The 23534-nt window shown below is 67.5% G+C and carries 23 protein-coding genes, 1 rRNA gene and 1 pseudogene; 9 read left to right on the plus strand and 16 right to left on the minus strand.

The features are described from left to right. The 4 genes from ACFC0O_RS41480 to ACFC0O_RS41495 form a co-directional block, all read right to left on the minus strand. Positions 1-83, minus strand: a 16S ribosomal RNA gene (locus ACFC0O_RS41480); the annotation flags it as partial. 539 nt (positions 84-622) lie between these two features. Next, positions 623-1912 (minus strand): tyrosine--tRNA ligase, encoded by a 1290-nt coding sequence (gene tyrS / locus ACFC0O_RS41485; RefSeq protein ID WP_375967801.1) that lies wholly within the window; start codon positions 1910-1912, stop codon positions 623-625. Between the two features lie 224 nt (positions 1913-2136). Continuing rightward, a complete protein-coding gene (locus ACFC0O_RS41490; protein WP_375967803.1) occupies positions 2137-2622 on the minus strand; it encodes a DoxX family protein in 486 nt (161 codons plus the stop codon). Positions 2623-2723: 101 nt separating this feature from the next. Then, positions 2724-3392, minus strand: a complete 669-nt coding sequence (locus ACFC0O_RS41495) for a FadR/GntR family transcriptional regulator (RefSeq protein ID WP_375967805.1) — start codon at positions 3390-3392, stop codon at positions 2724-2726. 214 nt (positions 3393-3606) lie between these two features. Between ACFC0O_RS41495 and ACFC0O_RS41500 the strand changes: the two are divergent. Next, a pseudogene (locus ACFC0O_RS41500) lies at positions 3607-4935 on the plus strand (2-isopropylmalate synthase); the annotation flags it as partial. A gap of 22 nt (positions 4936-4957) precedes the next feature. On the opposite strand, the gene ACFC0O_RS41505 reads toward ACFC0O_RS41500, so the two are convergent. The 5 genes from ACFC0O_RS41505 to ACFC0O_RS41525 form a co-directional block, all read right to left on the minus strand. Next, positions 4958-5584, minus strand: coding sequence for a Clp protease N-terminal domain-containing protein (locus tag ACFC0O_RS41505; RefSeq protein WP_375967807.1), 627 nt, complete (start codon positions 5582-5584; stop codon positions 4958-4960). A 70-nt stretch (positions 5585-5654) separates the two neighbouring features. Next, positions 5655-6269: a DNA-3-methyladenine glycosylase gene (locus ACFC0O_RS41510; protein WP_375967809.1), complete on the minus strand. Its 615-nt coding sequence runs from the start codon at positions 6267-6269 to the stop codon at positions 5655-5657. A 74-nt stretch (positions 6270-6343) separates the two neighbouring features. Beyond that, the gene (locus ACFC0O_RS41515) at positions 6344-6667 is read right to left on the minus strand and encodes a DUF3761 domain-containing protein (protein ID WP_364643037.1); all 324 of its coding nucleotides are present in this window, start codon (positions 6665-6667) and stop codon (positions 6344-6346) included. A gap of 176 nt (positions 6668-6843) precedes the next feature. Next, positions 6844-7770, minus strand: coding sequence for an RNA polymerase sigma-70 factor (locus ACFC0O_RS41520; RefSeq protein WP_375967811.1), 927 nt, complete (start codon positions 7768-7770; stop codon positions 6844-6846). A 71-nt stretch (positions 7771-7841) separates the two neighbouring features. Further along, positions 7842-9023 (minus strand): NAD(P)/FAD-dependent oxidoreductase, encoded by a 1182-nt coding sequence (locus ACFC0O_RS41525; protein WP_375967813.1) that lies wholly within the window; start codon positions 9021-9023, stop codon positions 7842-7844. Between the two features lie 179 nt (positions 9024-9202). Here ACFC0O_RS41525 and ACFC0O_RS41530 point away from each other — a divergent pair, with 179 nt between their 5' ends. Beyond that, positions 9203-9928, plus strand: coding sequence for a DsbA family oxidoreductase (locus ACFC0O_RS41530; RefSeq protein WP_375967815.1), 726 nt, complete (start codon positions 9203-9205; stop codon positions 9926-9928). Positions 9929-9931: 3 nt separating this feature from the next. On the opposite strand, the gene ACFC0O_RS41535 is transcribed toward ACFC0O_RS41530, so the two are convergent. From ACFC0O_RS41535 to ACFC0O_RS41550, 4 genes are all read right to left on the minus strand, one after another. Next, positions 9932-10345 carry a hypothetical protein gene (locus tag ACFC0O_RS41535; protein WP_375967817.1) on the minus strand — a complete coding sequence of 138 codons (414 nt, stop codon included), beginning with the start codon at positions 10343-10345 and terminating at the stop codon, positions 9932-9934. After that, the gene (locus ACFC0O_RS41540; RefSeq protein WP_375968226.1) at positions 10342-11484 is read right to left on the minus strand and encodes a molybdopterin-dependent oxidoreductase; all 1143 of its coding nucleotides are present in this window, start codon (positions 11482-11484) and stop codon (positions 10342-10344) included. Before ACFC0O_RS41540 ends, ACFC0O_RS41535 begins: the two co-directional genes overlap by 4 nt. Before the next feature lie 316 nt (positions 11485-11800). Then, a complete protein-coding gene (locus ACFC0O_RS41545; RefSeq protein WP_375967819.1) occupies positions 11801-12490 on the minus strand; it encodes a DUF2064 domain-containing protein in 690 nt (229 codons plus the stop codon). Continuing rightward, complete coding sequence (locus ACFC0O_RS41550) at positions 12487-13152, minus strand: glycosyltransferase family 2 protein (RefSeq protein ID WP_364643048.1); 666 nt, start codon at positions 13150-13152, stop codon at positions 12487-12489. The genes ACFC0O_RS41545 and ACFC0O_RS41550 overlap by 4 nt, the downstream gene beginning before the upstream one ends. Positions 13153-13277: 125 nt before the next feature. Here ACFC0O_RS41550 and ACFC0O_RS41555 point away from each other — a divergent pair, with 125 nt between their 5' ends. The 3 genes from ACFC0O_RS41555 to ACFC0O_RS41565 are packed head-to-tail and all read left to right on the plus strand — an operon-like array spanning position 13278 to position 16691. Then, the gene (locus ACFC0O_RS41555; protein WP_375967821.1) at positions 13278-14966 is read left to right on the plus strand and encodes a hypothetical protein; all 1689 of its coding nucleotides are present in this window, start codon (positions 13278-13280) and stop codon (positions 14964-14966) included. Between the two features lie 5 nt (positions 14967-14971). Next, the gene (locus tag ACFC0O_RS41560; RefSeq protein ID WP_375967823.1) at positions 14972-15667 is read left to right on the plus strand and encodes a response regulator transcription factor; all 696 of its coding nucleotides are present in this window, start codon (positions 14972-14974) and stop codon (positions 15665-15667) included. After that, positions 15657-16691 carry a sensor histidine kinase gene (locus ACFC0O_RS41565; protein ID WP_375967825.1) on the plus strand — a complete coding sequence of 345 codons (1035 nt, stop codon included), beginning with the start codon at positions 15657-15659 and terminating at the stop codon, positions 16689-16691. Before ACFC0O_RS41560 ends, ACFC0O_RS41565 begins: the two co-directional genes overlap by 11 nt. 178 nt (positions 16692-16869) lie before the next feature. Here ACFC0O_RS41565 and ACFC0O_RS41570 read toward each other — a convergent pair whose 3' ends face one another. Then, positions 16870-17925, minus strand: a complete 1056-nt coding sequence (locus tag ACFC0O_RS41570) for an NAD-dependent epimerase/dehydratase family protein (RefSeq protein WP_375967827.1) — start codon at positions 17923-17925, stop codon at positions 16870-16872. A gap of 200 nt (positions 17926-18125) precedes the next feature. Further along, complete coding sequence (locus ACFC0O_RS41575) at positions 18126-19322, minus strand: low temperature requirement protein A (RefSeq protein WP_375967829.1); 1197 nt, start codon at positions 19320-19322, stop codon at positions 18126-18128. 186 nt (positions 19323-19508) lie between these two features. Here ACFC0O_RS41575 and ACFC0O_RS41580 point away from each other — a divergent pair, with 186 nt between their 5' ends. From ACFC0O_RS41580 to ACFC0O_RS41595, 4 genes are all read left to right on the plus strand, one after another. Beyond that, positions 19509-21029, plus strand: coding sequence for a multicopper oxidase family protein (locus ACFC0O_RS41580; protein ID WP_375967831.1), 1521 nt, complete (start codon positions 19509-19511; stop codon positions 21027-21029). Positions 21030-21124: 95 nt separating this feature from the next. Next, positions 21125-21856 (plus strand): ABC transporter ATP-binding protein, encoded by a 732-nt coding sequence (locus tag ACFC0O_RS41585; protein ID WP_375967833.1) that lies wholly within the window; start codon positions 21125-21127, stop codon positions 21854-21856. Then, complete coding sequence (locus tag ACFC0O_RS41590) at positions 21853-22641, plus strand: ABC transporter permease (RefSeq protein ID WP_375967835.1); 789 nt, start codon at positions 21853-21855, stop codon at positions 22639-22641. The genes ACFC0O_RS41585 and ACFC0O_RS41590 overlap by 4 nt, the downstream gene beginning before the upstream one ends. Further along, entirely contained in the window at positions 22638-23240 is a 603-nt protein-coding gene (locus ACFC0O_RS41595) for a TetR family transcriptional regulator (protein WP_364643068.1), read from the plus strand. Before ACFC0O_RS41590 ends, ACFC0O_RS41595 begins: the two co-directional genes overlap by 4 nt. A gap of 63 nt (positions 23241-23303) precedes the next feature. Here the strand turns inward: ACFC0O_RS41595 and ACFC0O_RS41600 are convergent, their stop codons facing one another. After that, positions 23304-23525 (minus strand): Trm112 family protein, encoded by a 222-nt coding sequence (locus tag ACFC0O_RS41600; protein ID WP_364643070.1) that lies wholly within the window; start codon positions 23523-23525, stop codon positions 23304-23306. Between the last annotated feature and the right edge of the window lie 9 nt (positions 23526-23534).

The following is a 23534-nucleotide window of genomic DNA, read 5'->3' on the forward strand; positions in this document are numbered from 1 at the left end:
CCCGAAGGGCCTTACCGCTCGACTTGCATGTGTTAAGCACGCCGCCAGCGTTCGTCCTGAGCCAGGATCAAACTCTCCGTTGAAGACTCTCAATCCCTGTCCGAAGACAGTAATTGGAAGAATTAACCAGAGTCCGAAAACCTTGGCAAAATCAAACGCCAGCAAAAGTATTTGCTGACTAAATGTCCAACCTTCTCACACGGGGGTGTGGAAGGCCGGAACCAATAAATTATTGGCACTGACATTCATCGACACACTATTGAGTTCTCAAAGAACAGGCGCACAAATCATCCGGCCGCTTTAGCGACCCTCAGAAGAGGCAACTTTTCCAGCCTACCGGCCGCATCCCGCAGAGTCAAACTCGGGGTTGTGGATCGGTTCGCAGGCTGCCAGGCGCTCCTCGTACGACCTCGTTGTCCGGTTCCGCGTTTCCAGCTTCTGAGCTGGGCGTTTGGCACCCGGTCGGTGTCCGTGTCGCTCTGACCTGGAATAAGTTACGTGGCGGAAAACGGAGAGTCAAATCGCCTGGTCACGGGCGCGTCTTCGCAGTTCACGAGGGTCCGCACCGGGCCGTTTCCCGACCCGGGCCACATATTTGTGACCCAGGTCATGGAAAGAAAGATCATTCGGCCCGGCGGACGCCGGCGAAGTTCTTCTTGCCGCGACGCAGCACCAGCCAGCTGCCGTGCAGGTAGTCCGAATCCGAGGGCGTCCACTCCAGATCGGAGACGCGCTCGTTGTTCACCGATGCGCCACCCTCATTGACAGCGCGGCGAGCCGCGGCGCGACTCTCGGAAAGACCGCTGGACACCAGCAGATCGACAATCGTCGATTCCGCGGTGGCCTCGGCGACCTTGCCCTCGACCGCGGCCTCGGTGAGCGCGGCGGCCAGCGTCGACTCGTTCAGATCGCGGAGTTCACCGCGGCCGAACAGCGCCTGACTGGCCAGCTGCACCGAACGGGTGTGCTCCTCACCGTGCACGAGCGTGGTCATCTCGGCGGCCAGGCGGCGCTGCGCCTCCCGGGCGTGCGGGCGCTCGGTGGTGGCGGTCTCCAGTTCGTCCAGTTCCTCGCGGGACAGGAAAGTGAACCAGCGCAGGTAGCGGACCACATCGGCGTCCGCCGTATTCACGAAGTACTGGTACCAGGCGTAGGGGCTGGTCATCTCCGGATCGAGCCAGAGGCTGCCGCCGCCGGTGGACTTGCCGAACTTCTTGCCGTCGGCCGAGGTCACCAGCGGAACGGTCAGGGCGTGCACGTGCTCACCGTCGACGCGACGGTTCAGCTCGACGCCCGCGATGATGTTGCCCCACTGATCCGAACCGCCGACCTGCAACCGGCATTCGTGATTGCGGCGCAGCTGGAGGTAATCGTTGGCCTGCAACAGCATGTAGGAGAACTCGGTGTAGGACATGCCGTCGCTCTCCAGCCGCCGCTTGACGGTGTCGCGGGCCAGCATGACATTCACCGAGAAGTGCTTGCCGATATCGCGCAGGAAGGAGACCGTGCTCAACGGCCCGGTCCAATCCATATTGTTCGCGATGATCGCACCCGTCGGGGAGTCGTCGATATCGACGAAACGCTCCAGCTGGGAGCGGATGCGCCCGGCCCATTCGGCGACGGTGTCGGTGGAGTTCATCGAGCGTTCGCCCACGTCACGCGGGTCGCCGATGAGGCCGGTCGCGCCACCCGCGAGGACAACGGGGCGATTGCCCGCACGCTGAAAACGCTTGAGCGCCAACAGCGGAACGAGGTGTCCGGCGTGCAGGCTGGCGGCGGTGGGATCGAATCCCGCATAGAGGGTGATCGGGCCCTTCGCCAGCTCCGCACGCAATGCGTCCAGATCGGTGGACTGCGCGATCAAACCGCGCCAGGTCAGTTCATCAATGATGTCGCCGCTCACGTGTCCCATCTTTCCGCACCTGGAATGCCCGCTGACCAGTAGGTCGGCTCCGGCCCCCGCGACGCCGCGTCACGGGGGCCGGAGCCTCATCGCTTCGTACCTGTCTCGCGGGCAGCCCCGCCCGGAGACATCGGAAGCGGATGAGCGCGGTGACCCGCGCTCATCCGCACGCGACCGATCCGCTCCCGAGTGTGCTCGGGAGCGGATCCTGCGTCGAAGCAATATTCATCAGGTCAGTGCTTGACCAGGTCTGTGAAGGTGGCGAAGGAGGCGCGGCGCTCGTAGGCGATCCAGGCGAACATGACGGCCAGCACCAGCGGGAAGGGGGCCAGGGCCGGGGCGTCGAGCAAGAAGATCTGGGTGAGGGCGGCCAGCACGGTGGTGATGGACAGACCCGCGGCGGCCGGACCGCTCAGGCGCGGCACCAGCAGGCCGATACCGCCGGAGACCTCGACGACACCGGTGAAGTAGCGGAACCATTCACCCCAGCCGATGTTCTGGAAGGCCACGACAGCGTCATGCTGGCCGACCAGCTTGGGCAGGCCCGAGGCGATGATGAAGAAGAGGCCGAAGAGGATTTGCAGGGTCCACAGCACGCGGTTGCGGATCTTGCCGGGGGTGGCCGGGGTGGCGACGGTGGTGGTCTGGGCGGATGCGGCGATGGCGGTCATGATGAGTTTCCTTCTGGGGGTTGCGAGTTCGGGGCTGAACTCGGTCATGGGTTAGGACGGGACCCCGTGCGGAAACTCATCGGCAGCGCGAAAAGAAATTTCGAGAAAGATCTTTTGCCTGCTCAGCGGCGGTGCGGATGGCGGCGGCGCTAGGCGAGCGCGGTCTTCAGCGCGGTGAGGTGGACGCGGCTGGCGGTGGCGGCGACATCGGGCTTGCGGGCGCGGATGGCGACATAGAGGTCTTCGTGCGCGTGATGGTCGGCCGGCGGATCGGCGATGGGCCGGATGCGGAGCATATCGATCATCGAGCGGCGCAGGCGCGGGACGAAGGCGTTGAACATCTCCAGCAGGATGTCGTTGTGCGCGGCGACCACGACGGTGCGGTGGAAGGCGGTGTCGGCGTCGACGAGGGCTTCGATCGAAGCGTCGGCCTCGGCGCGGGCGGTGAGGGCGCGCAGGATGTTTCGCAGATCCGCGGGGGTGCGCCGGGCGGCGGCCAAGGCGGCGGCTTCGGCTTCTATGGCGATGCGGGCCTCGATGACGGCGGCGATATCCGCCCGGCGCAGCACGGTGTCCCAGTCCTCGGCCACATCCAGGGAGGTGACGAAAACGCCCGCACCCTGGCGGCTTTCGAGGACGCCCCGGCCCGCGAGTTCCCGGATGGCTTCGCGCAGCGTGGAGCGGCCGACGCCGAGCTGAGCGGCCAGGGTGGTTTCGCCGGGTAGCCGGTGGCCCAGTTCCCATTCCCCCGCGCGCAGCCGTTCGAGTAGTACCTCTGCGGCTTGTGCGGCGAGTGGGTGCCGCTGGACCTGGGACATATCCGTTTTGCCTCTCTACTTGTCTGAGGAGTTGTTTCCCTCTAGTCTAGGCCACATGCTTCAGGGTGTGCTGCTTCTGCTTCTCCGCCGCGACGGGGTCTGATCGACCGGCACCCCGTCCGCGGGTTGCAGTGCTGCGCCGGTCTGCCTTCCGACGCGAAAGACAGCAACCGTGTTCTCTGCAAACAATTGGAATCGTCAGCAGCCCTCCGCCATGCCGTCGCATCGGTACAGCGATGTGTACCAACGGGTTTCGGTACCGCTGACCGAACGACACTGGCCGTCGAACCGGATCACGCAGGCCCCGCTGTGGGTGCCGGTGGATCTGCGGGACGGTAATCAAGCCCTGCACGAGCCGATGGATCCGGAGCGCAAGCGCCGGTTCTTCGAAATGCTGGTGGCCATGGGCTACAAGGAGATCGAGGTCGGGTATCCCAGCGCCTCGCAGGCCGACTTCGATTTCGTACGGCTGATCGGCACCGAAGGGCTCGCGCCCGAGGATGTGTCGATCGTCGTATTCACGCCCGCCCGAAGGGATTTGATCGAGCGGACGATCGAATCGGTGCGTGGCATCACCAATGACGTTGTCATCCATATGTATATCGCGACCGCCCCGACCTGGCGCGATGTGGTGCTGGGGTCATCGCGGGAGCAGGTGGCCGATCTGATCATGGCCGGCGGGCGCGACATCCTGGAACTGGCAGGGGATCTGCCGAATGTGCGGTTCCAGTTCTCGCCCGAGGTCTTCATGCTGACCGAACCCGATTTCGTGCTGGATATCTGTGATCGCGTCACCACGCTGTGGGATGCGACGCCGCAGCGGCCGGTGGTGCTGAATCTGCCCGCGACGGTCGAGGTGGCGACGCCGAACGTGTACGCCGATCAGATCGAGTACATGCATCGGAATCTGGCGCGGCGGGACAGCGTCATCCTGTCGGTACATCCGCACAATGATCGCGGCACCGGTATCGCCGCCGCGGAGTTGGCGGTGCTGGCCGGGGCGCAGCGGGTGGAGGGCTGCGTATTCGGCAATGGTGAGCGCACCGGCAATGTGGATCTGGCGGTGCTGGCGTTGAATCTGCACGCGCAGGGCGTGAATCCGATGATCGACTTCTCCGATATCGATCGGGTGCGCGAGACGGTGGAGTACTGCACGCGGCTGCCGATTCACGATCGGCATCCCTATGCCGGGGATCTGGTGTACACCGCGTTCTCCGGGACGCATCAGGACGCCATCAGGAAGGGGTTCGCCGAACATCGGTCCCGAGCCGCGGAAGTTGGGCAGCCTGAGCGTGAGATCCCTTGGCGGGTACCGTATCTGCCGATCGATCCGGCCGATGTGGGCCGTTCCTACGATGCGGTGATCCGGGTGAATTCGCAGTCCGGCAAGGGCGGTATCGCGTATCTGCTGGAGCAGGAGTACGGGATCGAGATGTCGCGGCGCACCCAGATCGAGTTCGCGCGGTACGTGCAGGAGTATCTGGATCGCACCGGGACCGAGGTGTCGGCGCTGACGCTGCGGGAGTTGTTCATCGAGCGCTACGGGGCCGACGCGATGGCGTGATTCACGCGTCCGCATCCTCTCGACCGCCGCCGAGCCGCTGCTCCAGTTCGGTGACGCGGCGTTCGAGGGCCGCGATGCGCTGTTCCAGGTCATCGGAACCGTTGGCGCGGTCGTCGGATCCGGCGGGTTCGGGATCCTCGCCGATGTCCCGCAGGAGCGGTGCCGCCTCCGGGATGCCGTGCGATTCGAGCACTCGGGCGCGCACCCGGTCGGCGTCCGCGTCCATGGCGCGCAGCACCTGCGCGGCCACGCCCTCACCCTCCACGACCAGGCCGAGCAGCAGATGTTCGGGACGAATCTCGTTCTGCCCCAGATCTTTCGATTCGTAGAACGAGATCTCGAGCACTCGGCGCGCCCTGGGCGTGAAGGGAATGTGTCCCGATGCGGCCGCCGTGCCCCGGCCGATCAACTCCCCCACCCGGCCGCGCACCGCGTCCAGGCTGATGCCGAGGTCGGCGAGTATGCGCGCCGCCACCCCGTCGTCATCGCGCAGCAGTCCGAGCAGCAGATGTTCGGTGCCGATGTAATTGTGATCGAAGCCCAGGGCCTCTTCCTGGGCCAGGATGACGATCCGGCGGGCTTGCGGCGAGAAGCGATCGAACATGGCATGGACCCCCTTGCTGAGCACTGTGCTTTCCACGGTAGCCCCGGCCGGGGTGGTTCTCGCCGAATCCGCTGGTGTACTTCGGGTTCGGGTGTCAAGCGGGGTGCGGGGCGCGCGGGCTGCGGCGGTAGGCCGATACCGCCGGTGAATCGGTGAGCCAGAGCCGCCAAGGCCGGTCGGCGGCCAGGCTCACGCCGACTCGGGGTCCGGCGGAAATCGCGGTGGGATCGGTGATTTCGGGTCCGAGTTCGAGGCGGATCGGCGATTTCGGGTCGAAGAGGTGAATACCGTAGTCGCTCAAGGAGATTCCGAGGGCGCTGCCGACATTGCCGGGGCCTTTGGCGAGTGCGGCATCGGTGCGCGCGGCGGGGCGGCGGGCGCGGGCCTCGTCCTGACCGGCGATGATCTCGCCCGCACGGATGAGTACGGCGCTGGCGATGCCGTCGGGACCGGTGGTGACGTTCACGCAGGTGTGCATGCCGTAGCTGAAGTAGACGTACAGCACGCCCGGCGGGCCGAACATGACGGCATTGCGCGGGGTGCGGCCCCGGCCCGAGTGCGCGGCGGGGTCGTGCCACGGCCCGGCCGGATCTCCCCCGTATGCCTCGACCTCGACGATTCGCATACCAACCGGCCCGGACCACAACGTCGCACCGAGCAGTCTGCGAGCGGCGAGCAACGGTTCGACGGCCAATAGGTCGGCATCCACGACAGGCCATTGTTCCGGAACGGTTTCCGGTGCGCCGTCCCGGTAGGGATTCGGGACGGCGGTCGGTCAATCGATTACAGCCACTGGGAGACGCCGCCGTGGTGCGAGCAGGTGCCGCGGCGGGTCTGGCTGAAGCTGTAGGTGCCGTCGCCGCAGCGGGCGGTGGCGCCGTCGGGCGCGGTGTCCGACTGCTGCGGGCGCTGGACGCAATTGCCCTGCGCGTTCTCGTACTGGCTGGACGGGCAGGCCGCTTCCATCAGTACGGGTGCGGCGGTGGCCGGCGCGGAGGTGAAGGCGGCCGCGCCCATCATGACGGCGAACAGGGCGGGTAGTGCGGAGCGCTTCGCCAATGCGGCGGACCGGCCGATCAGGGCAGGTCGGGTTCCCCCAAAACTCATTCGGAATCCTTCTAGCAGTGCGTTTTTCGGTCGGGGGAACGTACATCCCCCCGGATTGAGCCGCGTTAGCGTAGCGCGGGACGGTTGCTCTGCTGGATGGCCGATCTCAGGTTGGCACGGGATGACAGTGTTTTCCGTGAGAGGTGGCAGGTTCCGTCGGTCGTGAGCAGGGGTAGCTAATCCGTTGCGGGGTGGGCGTTCTCCCCCACGCCCGGTCGCAGCCCGGAGAGTTTGTCGGGATTGAGCTGGAAGCGCAGATTCTCGATGCGCCCGCCGACCAGATCGAAAGTGAGTGCGCCGACGATGAACTCACCGATCTTGCCGAGGATGCCGAGTTCGCCATTGATGACCGCGGGTTCGAGCCGAATGCCCGCGCTGACCGGTTTGGCCATGACACCGAGCATCCAGCGCGCCACATGATCCGGGCCGTACAGCGGGCGGCGCGCGGCGGTGACCTTGCCGCCGCCGTCATTCCACAGCGTCACCTCCGGCGCGAGCAATTCCATCAGGGCATTGACGTCGCCACCGTGACAGGCGGCCATGAACCGGTCGGTGATCTCCCGGCGCGCGGCGTCATCGGCGTCGAAGCGCGGTCGGCGCGATTGCACGTGCGAGCGGGCGCGATGTGCGATCTGGCGCACGGTGGTCTCGGGGCGGTCCAGAAATCCGGCGATCTCGGCGTGTGAATAGCCGAAGACCTCGCGCAGGACGAACACCGCTCGCTCCACCGGGGTGAGGGTTTCCAGCACGACCAGCATGGCGGTCGACACGGTGTCGGCCATCTCGGTCTCCTCGGCGGCATCGGCGCTCACGGTGAGCAGGGGTTCGGGTAGCCAGGGGCCGATATAGGTTTCGCGGGTGGCCCGGGCGGAGGTGAGGCGGTTCAGGCACAGATTGGTGACGGTGCGGACCAGGTATGCCTTCGGATGCTCGACCGAATCATGCTCGGTGGCATGCCATTTGAGCCAGGTGTCCTGCAGGATGTCCTCGGTGTCGGCGACCGAGCCGAGCATTTGATATGCCGTGCCGAAGAGCAGCCTGCGGTGTTCGACGAAGGGGTCGATCTCGTCGCGGGCTGGTGTCACGGTGTCACGGTCCGGCATGGGCGTCATGTCTACCTGGCCTTACGGGTCGAAGCCAATGGCGGGCCGGTTCCGGCCCGCCGGTCCCGGCGTCACGCGCGGGTGCGGGTGGCGCGGCCGCCCTTGGACAGCTGGACGGGCATGGGGAAGCGCTTGCTCATGGCGTACGAGGTCAGAACACTGCTGCTGACCGACTCCTTGTAGGCGACGGCAGCCTTGCCCTTCAGGTACCAACGCTTCGGGGTGTCATCAGCCTTGGTGAACTGGATGACCGCATCCTTGCGGCCGAGGCTGACCGGCTGGTGGAAGTAGCCGAAACGGAAGGGGCGCACGGCTTTACCGCGCAGCAGCTTCGCGACCGTCGACGCGGTGTACGCGGCGGTGGGCAATCCGCTCTGGCAGGTGCCGTGGATCCGGCCCCACGCCTGATCGATGGCGGCGGCGTCACCGATGGCGTGCACGTCCGGGTGCGAGATCGAGCGCAGTGTCGGATCGGTGCGGATGAGACCCTGTGCGTCGGTGTCGATTCCGGCCTCGGTGGCGAGTGCGGACACTTTGACACCGGTGGTCCACAGGGTCATGTCCGAGTGCACCATCTCACCGGTGTCCAGTCGCACGGCATCGGGGAGCACCTTGGTGACCTTGACGCCCACGCGCCGTTCGATGCCGAAGCGGTCGAGCGCGCGATTCAGGTACGCACGCGCCTTATCGCCCATCATCGCGCCGGGTTCGGTGTAGCTGATCAGGGTGACGGTGAGCTCCGGATGCGCTTCGGCGATCTCGGTGGCGGCTTCGATTCCGGTGAGGCCGCCGCCGCAGACGGTGACCGAACCGCCTTGTCGCGCAATCTCATTCAGGCGAATCGAGAACCGGTGTGCCTGGCGCGGATCGTTCAGGGTCCAGGCGTGGTCGCCCGCGCCGGGGACCGTGCCGGTGTCGGTCGTGCTGCCGAGCGCGTAGACCAGGGTGTCGTAGGGCAGCCGCACGGCGTCGTCGAGGGTGACGATGCGCGCCTCCGGATCGATGGCGGTGGCCGCGGCCTGCCGGAATTCGATACCGGTACCCGCGATCAGATCCGCGATCCGGTGATCGCCGAGTTCCTGTCCGGCCGCGATCTGGTGCATGCGCAACCGCTCGGTGAAGCGCGCCGACGGATTCACCAGGGTGATACGCACGGCGAGTGTGCGGGTGCGGTTGGCCAGTTGCAAGGCGGCCAGCATGCCGGTGTAGCCGGCGCCGAGGACGACGATTTCGTGGGTGTCGGTGTTGTTCATCGCTGCGCTCCGAAGGGTGTGTTCCCGTGTGGTCGGCTATGGGACAGCCGAGGGCCCGCGAACGTGACAACCGCGTCGCGTGACCTGGGTCACCATGGAATCTTCGGGCCTCGCCGCCGGTTGGTTCATACGGTGGCCGGGTCTCCGGCCTGCGAATTTCCGCTATCGAGTGAGGTGTGATGGCCGTACAGGTCGAGATCTGGACCGATATCAACTGCCCGTTCTGCTATCTGGGCAAGCGGCGGTTCGAGGAGGCCCTCGAAGCTTTCCCGCACCGCGACGCGGTATCGGTGGTGCACAAATCCTTCGAGCTGGACCCGACGCTGCCGCGCGATCACAGTGATGCGGTGGTGCCGCATATCGCCGAGAAGTACGGGATCAGCGAGGCGCAGGCCGCGGCGAATGAGCGCGGTATCGGCGCGCAGGCCGAGGCGGCGGGACTGACGTACCTGACCTCGGGACGTGACTTCGGCAATAGCTTCGATATGCATCGGCTGCTGCACTTCGCGCTCGCGGAGGGTCGTCAGGAGGCGTTGCTGGATGCGCTGTACGCGGCCAATTTCGCGGTGGACGCGCCGCTGTTCGGTGATGCCGAGCGGCTCGTTGAGGTCGCGGTGGGCGCGGGCTTCGATGAGTCGGCCGTACGCGAGGTACTCGAGTCCGATGCCTACGCCGAGGCGGTGCGCGCCGATGAGGCCGAGGCGGCCGCACTCGGAGCGCGGGGTGTGCCGTTCTTCGTCATCGATCGCAAGTACGGGGTGTCGGGCGCACAGCCTCCGGAGGTGTTCGCGCAGGCGCTGGAGCAGGCCTGGAGCGATCACGCACCGCAGCTGGTGACGCTGCCCGGCTCCGCGGACGCCGAGGCGTGCGGTCCGGACGGTTGCGCTGTGCCGGAACGGAATTGACGGTCAGTCGACCGTCGGACGGGTGGTGCGGACGCGGCGCAGCAGGAGTGCGACCAGGGTCCACACCACCGCCAGTGAAATGAGCAGTCCTGCAAGGTAATCGCGGTTCAGGATGGTGGGGTTGCTCGCGAGCGCTCCCGCACGATCGATGACCGGGACCGCGATCAGCAGCAGGGTGATCGTGCAGACCGCGCCGCAGGCGACCGGAGCCCACCAGCCGGACGGGAGCAGGCGACGGCCCGCGACGCCGAGGGCGGCGGCGATCGGTGCGAAAACGCCGTCGTGCAACAGGATTCCGGCGGCGAACCAGAGCGCGATAGAGCGCAGATCTGCGGGATTCATCTCCAGCAGCAGGCTGATGCCGTACCAGCCGAGCCACAGCCCGAGCGCGATGAGCAGCACGCGAATGATTCTCACGAGAGCACCTCGATGGTCGAAAGCCATTTGGTTTGCAGGACTCCGGGGCGATTCGGGGCGATGAGACGGCAGGGGTAGCCGTGGTCGAGGGTGAGGTCCTCGCCATTGAGGCGCAGCGCCACCAGGGTGGAGTCGTCGACGGCGTGACGGCGCGGCAGTACCGAGGTGCGGTAGAGGCCGCCGGGTTCGAGGGATTCGAAACGCACATCGCCGCCGTGGAATTCGCCGACCGCGGTGAGCAGATCGCGCAGGCGCACACCGGACCAGTGGGCCGAGGCGCTCCAGCCTTCGACGCAGGCGATCGGCAGGGCGGCGGTGGTTTGCGGTAGCGCGGCCAATTCGGCGCGGCTGAATTCGCGATGACCGCCGGACGTGCGCACCGTGAGCCGGTAGCCGGGATCGCGGGCCTTGTCCCCCACCCCGGCATCGGCGGCGGTGCGGTTGATCGGAACGCCCTGCGGGCCTTCACCATTGCGCGGCGCGAGCACCGCCACCCAGCGCAGGAAGGGCACGGTCTGGCCCGCCACCGCCAAACCCGCTACGACCGCGCCGATTCCGGCGGTGGTCAGCACCGCGCGCCGGGAGATGCCGGAGACTGTCGAATCCTCCCGCACCACAGTCTTTTCCGTCTCGGCGATCGGGCGGCTCAGAGCGGTGCGGATGACCGGCAGTTTCACGGCGAGATGAATCGCCAGCGCGCCCAAAGCCACATAGGCCATGGCGTAGTGGGTGGTGGTGAAGAAGAATTTCCACGGGTAGAACTGCGCCGTATTGAACAGCCCCGTGACCAGCTGGAAAATCACCGAACCCACCAGCAGCGCAATCGATCCGCGCTCCAGCATGCGCAGCGGATTCCCAATGAGCGGACGGCTGAACAGTCGCGGATACACCGACCACAGCTTCACCAGCAGCAGCGGTATCGCGATCACACCTGAGATCACATGCGCGCCCTGGGTGACCCGATACAGCCACACCGGATTCGCGGGCCAGTAGAACCACGTCGGCGGATGCTGAATCCGATGACTGATCAGCCCGGTCAGGAAGCAGACGAGAATGCTGAGGCCGAGGGCGATTCCGACCCGGGCCGCTACCCCTGGACCGCGCGCCGCCGAAATCCGATGGACGAGCGGGGCGGGCAGCAGTAGCCCCGCCCCCTCGGGAACCGTCGGCGCGGTCGGCCGAGCCTGCTCCGAATCCTGCTGCTCGATAGGGGCGTTCGCCACAGAATCGGCGCCCGCACCCGCGGCTTCGGCGCTCGGCCGAGCGACGGCGTCTTTCGCTCCCGGCGTGCGGCCCGTTCCCGTGTGCTCCGAAGCGGCCGGGTTCGTCGCCGATACCGGCGCGGCTGCTGGTGTATCCGGTCCTGCCGCACCGGTGTGGGCGCGATCATCGCGGGGCTGTCGCGGTGTCGTATTCATTGGGCCGGATGCATTCTCGGGTCGGGGTGGTGGGCTGTCACAGCAGGGCGGGGGTCGCCGCCGCGCCGAGCCGATCGAAGGTCGCGGCGAATTGGCCGGTGGAGTGCGCCGCGACCGTCACGGCGTCGGCGTAGGTGTCGACGTCGGTGAGGACCGGGAGGCGGTGGACGCGATAACCGCAGCGGCGCACGGCCTCCCGGGTGAGTTCGCCGGTGCGGGCCGTGGACATGGGGACCTCGGTCAGCAGGCGAGCGGGGCGCGGATCGGTCAATCCCAGTGCCCACCAGCCACCGTCGGCGGCCGGTCCGAGGACGGCGTCACCGCTGGCGGTCAGATGCAGGACCGAACGGGTGAGGAGTTCGGGACCGGCCTGCGGGGTGTCCATGCCGATTTGCAGGACGGGGACGCCGAATTGGGCGGCGTCGGCATGCGCGTTGGCGAGACGTTCGCCGAAGGTGTTGCCGCGCTGCGGGATCACGGTGAAATCGCGCAGCGCGAGGGACAGCGCGGCGGATTCCTGTGCGTCGTCGAGGTTTCCGGTCCAGGCGACCATGCGATGCCGGGCGCCGCAGGCGCGCACGGCCGCCAGGGTGTCCAGGAGTGCGGCGGCGGCCAGACGGGCGGCGTCGCGGGGTGAGAACGGCGGTGTCAGACGGGTTTTGGCGAAGCCCGCGATGGGGGCCTTGGCGATCACGAGCAGGGTGGCGGGGACGGTGGCTGGCCTCATCGGACACTCCAGAAGTCTTTGGCTGCGCGCAGGGTGCCGCGCAGCGAGCCGGAAACCTTGGATCGGCCGTGCGTGCGCGGCCGGTAGGTGATATCGCGTTCGACCAGTCGCCAGCCGGAATGCGCTGCCGCGACCAGCAATTCGAGCGGATAGCCGGAGCGCGGGTGCAGCGGGCCCAGATCGAGCAGGCGGGTGCGGTGCACCACGCGCATGGCCGCCACATCGTGGACGGCCAGGCCGTAGCGGTGCCGCAGGCGGGCGGCGACGAGTTGATTGCCCAGGCGGGCATGCCAGGGCCAGGCGCCCGCGCGGTGGGCGCGGCGGCGGCCGACCACCATATCCACCTCGGGGCCGAGTTCGGCTACCAGGCCGGGCAATTCGCGCGGATCCATGGAGCCGTCGCCGTCCAGTACGGCCACCACCGCGGTGCGGGCGGCGTGCACGCCCGCCTGCACGGCGCTGCCGTAGCCGGGTTCGGGTTCGGCCACGACCTGTGCGCCCGCGAGCCGGGCAACGGCGGCGGTGGCATCGGTGGAACCGTTGTCCACCACGATCACCCGGTAGTCGCGCGGGATTGCCGAGAGTACGCCGGGCAGTGCGCCCGCTTCGTCCTTGCATGGGATCACGACGGTGACGCCGTGTTCAACCTCGGATTCGGTCACCCCATGACCGTAGGGCCCAACCGGGTGTTTTCACCGGTAGCGACCGGTGACGAAAGTATGACGAGACCTGGACCGACGCTCATTTCGCGGTGGATCGGCGGGTCGGGCGGCCTAGGGTGGAACCCGTGCGGAATGCCCCCGTCCTGACTCCCCCGCGCCGCCTCACCGGCCGCGCCGATGTGTACTGCGCGACGGCCGGAGCGGTCCTCGTCGCAGCGGCTTTCCTATACCCGCGAATCCTCAGCGAACCGGCGCGCGGGCGGTTGTACGCCGGGGCCGCGCCGATCTTCGGTAATTGGCTGCCGCATATCGGCTGGGGCACCGCGCCCGCCATCGGCGTGGCGGCACTGGTGATCAGCTACGGGCCAACTCTCGCGCACCGGCTGCCTTGGCGGCGGGCGCTCGCGCTGACCTGGCTGACCGCGATCGCCTGGGCGTTCGCGCTGGCCATGGTCGACGGCTGGCAGCGCGGTTTCGCGGGCCGCCTCACCACCCGCGACGAATACCTGCACGAGGTGGGCGGCGTACACGATATCGCCGCCATGCTGCGCGGATTCTCCGCCCGCATCCTCGATTTCCAGCCCAACTCCTGGACCACCCATGTCTCCGGCCACCCGCCGGGCGCGCTGCTCAGCTTCGTGCTGCTGGACCGCATCGGCCTCGGCGGCGGAGCCTGGGCGGCGACGCTGTGCCTGCTCGTGGGAACCAGTGCGGTGGTGGCGATTCCGGTCGCGATTCGCGCCCTCGGATCGGCGAACCTCGACCACGGCGCGGGTGTGGCCCGCCACGGCGCGGCTACCGGCGATCAGCCGAAATGGTTCCGCCGATTCGCCGGAAGCTCCGGTGCCGCGCCCGAATTCACCGATATCGCCGAGCAGCGCGCTCGCGCCGCACTGCCTTTCCTGGCCCTCGCACCCGCGGCGATCTGGATCGCGGTGTCCGCCGACGCGCTCTTCGCCGGGGTGACGGCGTGGGCGGTGGCATTACTCGCGATTGCCACACGGGGGCAGCGACATTGGGTGGCGACGGGGCTCGCCGCCGGTCTGCTCTTCGGCTTCGGCATATTCCTGAGCTACGGCCTCGTGCTGATGGCGGTCCCCGCCGCCTTCGTGCTCGCGGCCCGCACATTCCGCCCCGCCATCCCCGCGCTCATCGGCGTACTGCTGGTGGTGGCCGCGTTCAAGGCCGCCGGATTCTGGTGGCTCGACGGCTATCACCTTGTGGTGCAACGGTATTACCAGGGCATCGCGAGCGAGCGACCGTACTCCTATTGGGTGTGGGCGAACCTCGGCGGCACGGTGTGCGCCCTCGGCCTGGCTCCGGTGGCAGCCCTGGCACGGGTCGCGCGTGGCATAGCACCGAATATGCCGGGGCCCGCGTCCGCCGCCGATTCGGCGGCACAACTCGCACCGGCCGCGGTGGCGCCCGCACACCCGGACGCGGGGAGCGCATTCGACGGAGAGGCGGCCGTCTCGGACCGGGAAAGCGTTGTCGCGTTGTCCGCCCCGCACGATGGTGGGCGGATGAATCTCAGCGGACCTGCCGCACGGTACCCCGCGCTGCTCAATGCCGTGCGGAGCTGGCGCGGCGCGGTCGATCCGGCCGCATTGGTGGCGGCGGCGGGGCTGACCGCGCTTTTGCTCGCGGATCTCAGTGGGTTGAGTAAGGCTGAGACGGAGCGGATTTGGTTGCCGTTCACGGTGTGGGTGATCGCGGGGGCGGGGTTGTTGCCCGCGCGGTGGGGACGGGTGTGGCTGGGGGTGCAGGCGGTGGGGGCGCTGGTACTCGTTCATTTCATTCTGACGAATTGGTGAGGCAGATGCGGATTTTGGTGGCCGATGACGATCCCGTGGTGCGCGAGGTGGTGCGGCGGTATCTGGAGCGGGACGGGCTCGAGGTGATCGAGACCGCGGATGGGCCCGCCACCGCGGCGGTGCTGGCGCGCGAGGATATCGATCTGGCGGTGCTGGATGTGATGATGCCGCCGCCGGATGGGATCGATCTGACCCGGTCGGTGCGGTCCGGCCCGCGGCCGGGGACGCCGATCATTCTGCTCACCGCCCTCGGTGACGAGGATGACCGGGTGATCGGATTGCAGGCGGGGGCGGACGATTACGTGACCAAGCCGTTCAGTCCGCGCGAGCTGGCCTTGCGGGTGGCCTCGGTATTGCGGCGGGCCAATCCGGCGGTGGCCGGGGATCAGGTCCTGCGCTCCGGGAGTGTGGAGGTGCGGCGGGCCGCGCGGGTGGTGACGGTGGACGGGGCGCCGGTGGAGTTGACCGCGCGGGAATTCGATCTGCTGGTATTCCTGCTGTCGAATCAGCAGCGGGTGTTCAGCCGGGACGAATTGCTGGCGCAGGTGTGGGGGTGGACGTTCGGTGATCAATCCACGGTGACCGTGCACATCAAACGGTTGCGCGCGAAACTCGGTGCGGCGCATCGCATCGACACCGTATGGGGTCGCGGATATGCCTGGGGCCGCGTCGATGCCGAGGAGGCGAGCCGTGCCGACTGATATGCCCGGCCTGATCGGTTACGCATTGGCCGCGTCCCTGCCGGTGGTGCTGTTGGGCGCGCTACTGCTGCGCTATCTGCGCAACCGGTCCATGACCACGAGTATGGCCGTGCTGGTGCTGATTCCGACGCTCGCCACCCTCAGCGGCGTGGTGGCGGTGAGCGGGCTCATGTTCGGTGATGAATTCGAGCGGCTCGCGGTGGTGCTGGCCGTGGTCACCGCGGTGACGGTGCCCGCGGCGGTAGTGCTCGGGCGCGCGCAGGCGCGAACCATGGTGTGGGAGAGGGAAATGCTGGAGCAGGAACGCGCGGCCGAACGATCGCGGCGGGAGTTGGTGGCGTGGGTGAGCCACGATCTGCGCACGCCGCTGGCCGGTATTCGCGCCATGGGTGAGGCGCTGGCCGACGGTGTGGTCGCCGAGACCGCGGATGTGGAGCGGTACGCGAATCAGATTGTGCGCGAGACGAATCGGCTCTCCACCATGGTGGATGACCTATTCGAGATGTCGAAGATCAATTCGGGTGCGCTGCGGCTGAGTCTGGAACCGGTGGATCTGCGCGAGCTCATCGACGAGGTGCTCGCCGCCAATCAGCCCACCGCGCAGCGCGCCGGGGTGACCTTGACCGCGCGGCAACCCGGGGATCGAATCCTGGTGGCGGGCAGCGATCACGCGCTCAGCCGGGTGCTCACCAACCTGGTCGCCAATGCCATCGCGCACACCCCGCCCGGCGGCCGCATCGATATCTCCACCGGCATCGACGGCGGATACGCCTGGGCGCGAGTCGAAGACACCGGCCCGGGTATCGCCCCCACCGACCTGCCCCGCATCTTCGAGGTCGCCTACCGCGGCACTTCCGCCCGCTCCCCCGCCGCCGACGCACTGGGCAGCAGCAGCGGGATGGGACTGGCCATCGCGGCGGGATTGGTCGAGGCGCACCACGGCGATATCACCGCCGAGAACCGCGAGCACGGCGCACGATTCCAGGTGCGGCTGCCACTGCTGACCGGTGCCGGGGCGTCCTGACCGAGTACGCGAGCCGAGCGTGTGGATCCCGGCCAAAAGCACGCCGAGATGACGGGGGGAATGCGCAGGCGGGGTGTCGGGGGGAATGCGCAGGCGGGGTGTCGGGGGGAATGCCCGGGCGGGGTGACACTTGGAAAGCCGCACGCGCCACGGAGATCGCACGCTCGGAGGACGGGGGTCAGCGCCAGGTGGGCGCTCCCGTTGCCGCGGCGGCTCGGAGCGGGGCGTGGGCGAAATCGGCCAAGCCGTCAGCCGGGGTGATGGCCGCGGTGAACCCCAGTGCGTGCCGGGCCTTTTCGGGGCTGGCGACGATGTGGCGGACGTCGCCGGAGCGGTAGTCGCCGGTGACCACCGGGGGTTTGCCGCCGCTGGCGGTGGCAAGGATTGACGCTACCTCGCCGATGGTGATGGGGTGGCCGGAGGCGATATTCAGCGGGGTGAAGGCCGCGAGGGGTTGCTCGAGTGCGGCGACATTGGCGGCGGCGATATCGCGGACGTGCACGAAATCCCTTGCCTGGCAGCCGTCTTCGAAGACGCGTGGGGATTCGCCCGCTTCCAGACTGGAGCGGAAGATCGCGGCTACCCCGGAATACGGTGTGTCCCTGGGCATATCGTCGCCATAGACATTGTGGTAGCGCAGCGCGGTCACGGTCGAGCTCGTCGCTGTGGCCCATGCCAGCGCGTAATGCTCCTGTGCCACTTTGCTAGCCGCGTAGAGGCTGCGCGGGTGCAGGGCCGCGGATTCGTCGATGGGAATCCAGTCCAGAGCGTCGCCGGAAGCCGAGCGATGGTCGAAGACGCCGCGATCGAGGTCGGCGCGGTCGCGCGGGCCGGGGATGAAATCGGCTGCGGTATCCCGGTATCGGCCTTCGCCGTAGACCACCATGGAGGACGCCAGCACCAGGTGGCGGCAGTGCGCGCGATCCATGGCGGCGAGCAGGACCGCGGTGCCGAGATCATTGTGCGCGGCGTACGCGGGCGCGTCCTGTGCGCTGACGCCCGCGCCGACGACGGCGGCCTGATGGCAGACGGCGTCGATACCGCGCAGGTGCACGTCGAGAGCGTCCGGATCACGCACATCCAGCACTGAGACGCCGGGCGGCGGGGTGGCGTCGAATCCGTGCGCGGCGGGCAACATGAGGTCGACGGCGATCACCTCGTGCCCGGCGGCGGTGAGTGCGCGGTGAATGTGTGAGCCGATGAATCCGGCCGCACCCGTGAGCAATACCCGCATATCAGGCCCTACCGATCGAGCGGCCGCTGAGATTCCAGGTCATGGGGTCGATTGTGGTCGCAGGACGCGGAACGGGCCTCCCCGGACACGGCGTGGCGCGGATTCGTCAGCGTTTGGTCATTCCCTCGGCGCGACCGAATTCGTCCGCACCGTATGCACGATCGGCGCGCGCGGCGCAGGCGCGGGCCGATCCCGGCCCGCTACCCGCGCGGTCGGCGGACGCGCGCTGCGACAGGTGAGTGGCTCAGGTATTTGCCCATTTCGCCGTCGCGGATGCTGAGGACGTCGTCGAGGATGACGAAGGCGTAGCCGACCAGCACCAGCACCGCCAGCTGCCCCCAAGCCACCCAGAGCACGCCGATGGGCGCGGTCGCGAGGACCGCGACCGCCCCGATCAGCCGCAGCCACGGCCGGGGCAGGCCGAGTACCCGGCGGAAGACGCACTGCCCGAAGAAGTACAGCGCCACACCGCCCGAAAGTGCCAGGGCCGCGGCGGTGCTCGCGGATTCATTGCCGTGCGCGATGGTCATGCTGATGCCGGCGGCGGTGAGGATGATGCCGACGAGTAGTACGTAGAAGGCGTAGTCGTAGGCGACCAGCGCGGGCCGGGTGCGGTCAACGGGTGCCAGCGCCGCGAGCGCGTGTTCACCGCGTTCGTCGTCGAGGCCGAAGAACGCCCACCAGAGCACGTACACCAGGGTCAGGCCGAGCGCGACGGTCGCGACGAGCGCGGGCGTGATGTCCTGTCCGGCGAGTCCGGTGCCCAGCGCCACCACCGATTCACCGAGCGCGACGATGATGACCAGGCCGTGCCGTTCACAGAAGTGTGCGACCCGGACCGAGAATCCCTCCGGCCCGAACAGGTACGGGGTGATGATCTGCACGCCGAAGGCCAACCCCCACAGCAGGTATCGCGGCCATTCGTGAATCAAGCCGCCGCCGAGCACCAGGGCCGCGGACAACAGATTCACCGGGCCGATCTGGCGGATGCCCGCCGATCCCGCACCGCCCGAGGTGGCGAACATGAGCGTGTGCACGGTGTTGATGAGGAAGTACGCGAGGCCGAAGGCCAGCCCGCTGCCGGTGAACGCACCCGGAATCGACAGCGCCAGCACGAAGAATCCGAACATGCCGATGAGCAGCCAGGTGCGGCGGTTCGAACTGTTCGGCGCGACCTCATTGGTGAGCCAGACGTATCCGGCGTACATCCACCAGATGATGCCGAACATGAGTGCCACCTGGCCGAGCGCGGTCCAGCCCGGGTGGTGGGTGAAGGCGTGGGTCAGCTGGGTCATGGTGAAGACGAAGACGAGGTCGAAGAACAGTTCCAGGGTGGAAGCACGCACTTGGCCGCCTTCGGCCGCGTCCTCCATCGCACCGGGATAATCGCTGGTCACGCCGGAAATCGTAAAGGCTGAACCGGTATTTCACCATTCCAACCACCTGGTATCTCACGGATTGGCTACCGCCCCGCTACGTCCGGGACGGCGGATCGAGCAGGGGTGCGGCTCAGGGATAGATGGGTGCCGCATGGGGGCTCGCACCCGATGTGCCGAGGGCTCCGCACTTCCTACCGTCTGAGCATGGCGTTCGGCAGGTCGCGGCTGCGGCGAATTCTCTTGATTCTCAGTGTGATCGCGGTGGCGGTCGCGGCGGTGGTGGGCGGCGGGTTCGCCTGGGCCTATACGACGGCCGATGTCTCCACGGTGGGCGCGGTCGAGTTCACCGATGAGCTGAGCGTGCCACCGCTCGCGCCGTCGACCGTCGACGCGGACGGAACCCGCGTATTCCAGCTCGACATGCGCTCCGGGGCAAAGGAATTCCAGCGCGGTAAAGCGACTTCCACCTGGGGTTTCAATGGCGACTACCTCGGACCCACACTGCGTGCGCAACGCGGTGAACGAGTCCGGGTGCAGGTGCGCAATGGACTGACCGAGGCGTCGACGGTGCACTGGCACGGTATGCATCTGCCCGCCGCGATGGACGGCGGCCCGCATCAGATGGTGGGGCCGGGGGCTACCTGGACACCGCAATGGCAGGTGGATCAGCCCGCTGCGACGCTCTGGTATCACCCGCATCCGCACGGGGCCACCGAATCTCATGTGCGCATGGGCTTGGCGGGCATGTTCCTCATCGATGACGACGCCAATGATCCAGGGTCGCTACCGCACACCTACGGCGTCGACGATATGCCGCTCATCGTGCAGGATGTGAAGTTCAAGGGTGCGCAATTCGCCACCGGCCGTGGGATGTTCGCCGATATCGGCGTGCTCGGGGACCGGACCATGGTCAACGGGGTGCTCGCGCCGTATCGGAACATCGGTGATGAAGCGGTGCGATTGCGGCTGCTGAACGCCTCCACCGCAAGGGTTTACAACTTCGGGTTCTCCGATGCCCGCCGCTTCACGCTCGTCGGCACGGACGGCGGTCTGCTGGCGCAACCGGAAAGCCTTGACCAGCTGCGACTTTCGCCCGGTGAGCGCGCCGAGATCGTGGTGCGATTCCAGCCCGGCGAACGCGTGACGCTGCGCAGTGATCGCGTGGATCTGGGAATGGATTTCTTCGGGCAGCGGTTCAGCGGCGGCGATGACCGTTTCGATCTGCTGGAATTCCGTGCGGCACAGACGCTTCGACCCTCGCCGGCGGTACCCGCCGCGCTGGTCGCCGCACAGCTGCCCGATGCCGGGGCCGCGGTCCAGCAGCGCGATTTCACCCTGGAATTCGGCAAGATCAACGGCGCGAAGATGGCCATGGATCGCATCGACGCGACCGTCGTACGCGGCAGCACCGAAGCGTGGACGGTGCGCAATGCCGACGGTATGCCGCACAACTTCCATGTGCACGATGTGCAGTTCGCGGTCGTCGAGGTCGACGGCCACGCGCCGCCGCCCGCCCTGCGCGGGCCGAAGGACACCGTCTTCCTGCCGCCGGGCGGCACGGTGAAGCTGGCGCTGCGCTTCGACGGACCGGCCGATCCGAATACCCCGTACATGTTCCATTGCCATCTGCTCTGGCATGAGGATCTCGGCATGATGGGCCAGTTCGTGGTGGTCGAACCGGGTCAGCAGGCCGGGCAGCCACCGCATCAGCACTCCGGACACTGACCGCGTTCTCCGAGCGGGTCTTGCGCACTGACCCGCACCCGGCGCACAATTCATCACGTAGTGAATTCAACACTCGATGAATTGAGGGTGACCCAGTGACGGCACCGAGCCCAGCGCCCGCCATAGCGATCGACCACCTGCGGGTGGATCGCAGCGGGCGGCAAATTCTGCAGGACATTTCGCTGACCGTGCCGCGCGGCAGCATCACCGGACTCCTCGGGCCGTCCGGCTGCGGTAAGACCACGCTCATGCGCAGCATGGTGGGGACGCAGATCATCGCCGCGGGCACCGTGCGGGTACTCGGCGAGGAGGCCGGATCACCCGCGCTGCGCCGCAGGGTCGGTTATGTGACCCAGGCGCCGAGCATCTACGACGATCTGACCGTCACCGACAATGTGGCGTATTTCGGTGCGCTGTATGGCTGTTCGGCCGGGGACGTCGAATCCGCCATCGCCGCTGTGGGTTTGAGCGGGCGCGCCGGGAATCGCGGCAATCAGCTCTCCGGCGGACAGCGCACCCGGGTATCGCTGGCCTGCGCCTTGGTCGCCGATCCCGAACTACTGGTGCTCGATGAACCGACCGTGGGCCTGGACCCGGTCCTGCGCGCGGATCTGTGGACGCAGTTCCACGCACTGGCCGACCAGGGCCGCACCCTGATCGTCTCCAGCCACGTCATGGATGAGGCCGAGCACTGCGATCAACTGCTGCTCATGCGCGAGGGGCAGCTGCTCGCACAGCTCAGCCCCGCCGAATTGCGCTCGGACACCGGCGAATCCAGCCTCGAGAACGCCTTCCTGGCACTGATCAAAATGGGAGAGAAGTCGTGACCACCACCGTGTCGCGCCCGGCCGGGCCGAAACCGCTGCGCTGCTACGCCGCCACCACGCTGCGCATTCTGCGCCAGTTGCGCGCGGACCGCCGCACAGTGGCCATGATCCTGCTGGTGCCCGCGCTGCTCATGACGCTGCTGTATTTCGTGTACCAGAACTATCCGACCGCGCCGGGCGCACCGCGTCTGTTCGACCGGGTCGGGATCACCATGCTCGGGGTGCTGCCGTTCGTGGTCATGTTCCTCATCACCGCGATCGCCATGCAGCGCGAACGGGTTTCGGGCACCTTGGAGCGGTTGATGACCACGCCGCTGTCGAAACTGGATCTGCTCGGCGGGTACGGGACGGCGTTCTCGATCGCGGCGGCGGGGCAGGCGGTGATCGCATGTCTGGTGGCGTTCTGGCTGCTGGATCTGAACGCGGCGGGCAGTCCGCTGCTGGTGGTGCTGATCGCCGTGGTCGACGCCGTACTCGGGGTGGCGCTGGGGCTGCTGGCCAGCGCTTTCGCGCGGACCGAATTCCAGGCCGTACAGTTCATGCCCGTGATCGTGCTGCCCCAGTTCTTCCTGTGCGGACTGCTGGTTCCGCGCGGCCAGCTGCCCGGCTGGCTCGAGGCCATCAGCAATGTGCTGCCGCTCAGCTATGCGGTGGACGCGCTACAGCAGGTGTCCACGCACAGCGGGGCGACCGGGGTGATGTGGCGCGATATCGCGATCGTGGCCGGATTCGCCTGTATCGCATTGGGTCTGGGCGCGGCCACGCTACGGCGGCGCACCGCGTGAGCGTCGAGGGCAATTCCCGGAGCGGCCGGCGACCCGGCCGCTCCGGCACCCGCGAGGCGATTCTGGACGCCGCGCGGGTGCGTTTCGCCGAGGTGGGTTTCGATCGGGCCTCCATCCGCTCGATCGCGACGGCCGCGAGCGTGGATCCCGCACTGGTGCACCACTATTTCGGCACCAAACAGGAATTGTTCACCGCCGCACTGGAAATCCCCATCGATCCGGACGTGATCCTGGCCCGCATCGCCGCCGCACCCCTGGAAGAGTTGGGCGAGACCATCATTCGCACGGTCGTCTCGGTCTGGGACTCCCCCATCGGCGTTCAGGCGATAGCGGGCTTCCGCACCCTGCTCACCACCGCCGACCCGGCCCTGGCTCGCGCCTTCCTGCTCGAAGTCGTCCTGAAAGACGTTCGCGCACGCGTGGATTCACCCCCGGGTACCGGAGCCAAACGCGCCGTCCTGGCCGCCTCGCAGCTGGCCGGACTTCTCGTCACCCGCAAAATAGTGCCGATAGAGCCGATTGCCTCGATGCCCGTGGAGGAGCTGGCCGCCGCCGTGGGCCCCAACATCCAGCGCTACCTCACCGGCGACCTCGGCTAGCCGAACCCTCTCGACAGCACGGCCGCTCGCCGCGATGAACGCGGTACAGAGATACCGGTGCGATCAGACCTGGGTGAGGAAGGCGGTGTGGTCTTCGTCGGCGACCGGACGGGCTTCATCGGCCAGCAGGACCGGGATGCCGTTGTCGATGGGGTAGGCCAGCCGCAGGCGGGGGTTGTAGAGGAAGGGATCACCCTCGGCATTGCGAACCAGGTGCAGCGGGCCCTTGTCCTGCGGGCAGGCGAGCAGGGTCAGCAGCGTGGGGTCCAGGATTTCCTCCGACATGAGGGTCAA

The organism is Nocardia sp. NPDC056100 (genome assembly GCF_042266325.1).
In the GTDB taxonomy this organism is placed as follows: Bacteria; Actinomycetota; Actinomycetes; order Mycobacteriales; family Mycobacteriaceae; genus Nocardia.

Coding starts and splice junctions, on each gene's coding strand:
- ACFC0O_RS41525 (WP_375967813.1), bottom strand. CDS start 9,023: ATGAACAACACCGACACCCACGAAATCGTCGTCCTCGGCGCCGGCTAC.
- ACFC0O_RS41580 (WP_375967831.1), top strand. CDS start 19,509: ATGGCGTTCGGCAGGTCGCGGCTGCGGCGAATTCTCTTGATTCTCAGT.
- ACFC0O_RS41600 (WP_364643070.1), bottom strand. CDS start 23,525: ATGTCGGAGGAAATCCTGGACCCCACGCTGCTGACCCTGCTCGCCTGC.
- ACFC0O_RS41560 (WP_375967823.1), top strand. CDS start 14,972: ATGCGGATTTTGGTGGCCGATGACGATCCCGTGGTGCGCGAGGTGGTG.
- ACFC0O_RS41530 (WP_375967815.1), top strand. CDS start 9,203: ATGGCCGTACAGGTCGAGATCTGGACCGATATCAACTGCCCGTTCTGC.
- ACFC0O_RS41520 (WP_375967811.1), bottom strand. CDS start 7,770: ATGCCGGACCGTGACACCGTGACACCAGCCCGCGACGAGATCGACCCC.
- ACFC0O_RS41495 (WP_375967805.1), bottom strand. CDS start 3,392: ATGTCCCAGGTCCAGCGGCACCCACTCGCCGCACAAGCCGCAGAGGTA.
- ACFC0O_RS41570 (WP_375967827.1), bottom strand. CDS start 17,925: ATGCGGGTATTGCTCACGGGTGCGGCCGGATTCATCGGCTCACACATT.
- tyrS (WP_375967801.1), bottom strand. CDS start 1,912: ATGGGACACGTGAGCGGCGACATCATTGATGAACTGACCTGGCGCGGT.
- ACFC0O_RS41515 (WP_364643037.1), bottom strand. CDS start 6,667: ATGAGTTTTGGGGGAACCCGACCTGCCCTGATCGGCCGGTCCGCCGCA.
- ACFC0O_RS41490 (WP_375967803.1), bottom strand. CDS start 2,622: ATGACCGAGTTCAGCCCCGAACTCGCAACCCCCAGAAGGAAACTCATC.
- ACFC0O_RS41545 (WP_375967819.1), bottom strand. CDS start 12,490: ATGAGGCCAGCCACCGTCCCCGCCACCCTGCTCGTGATCGCCAAGGCC.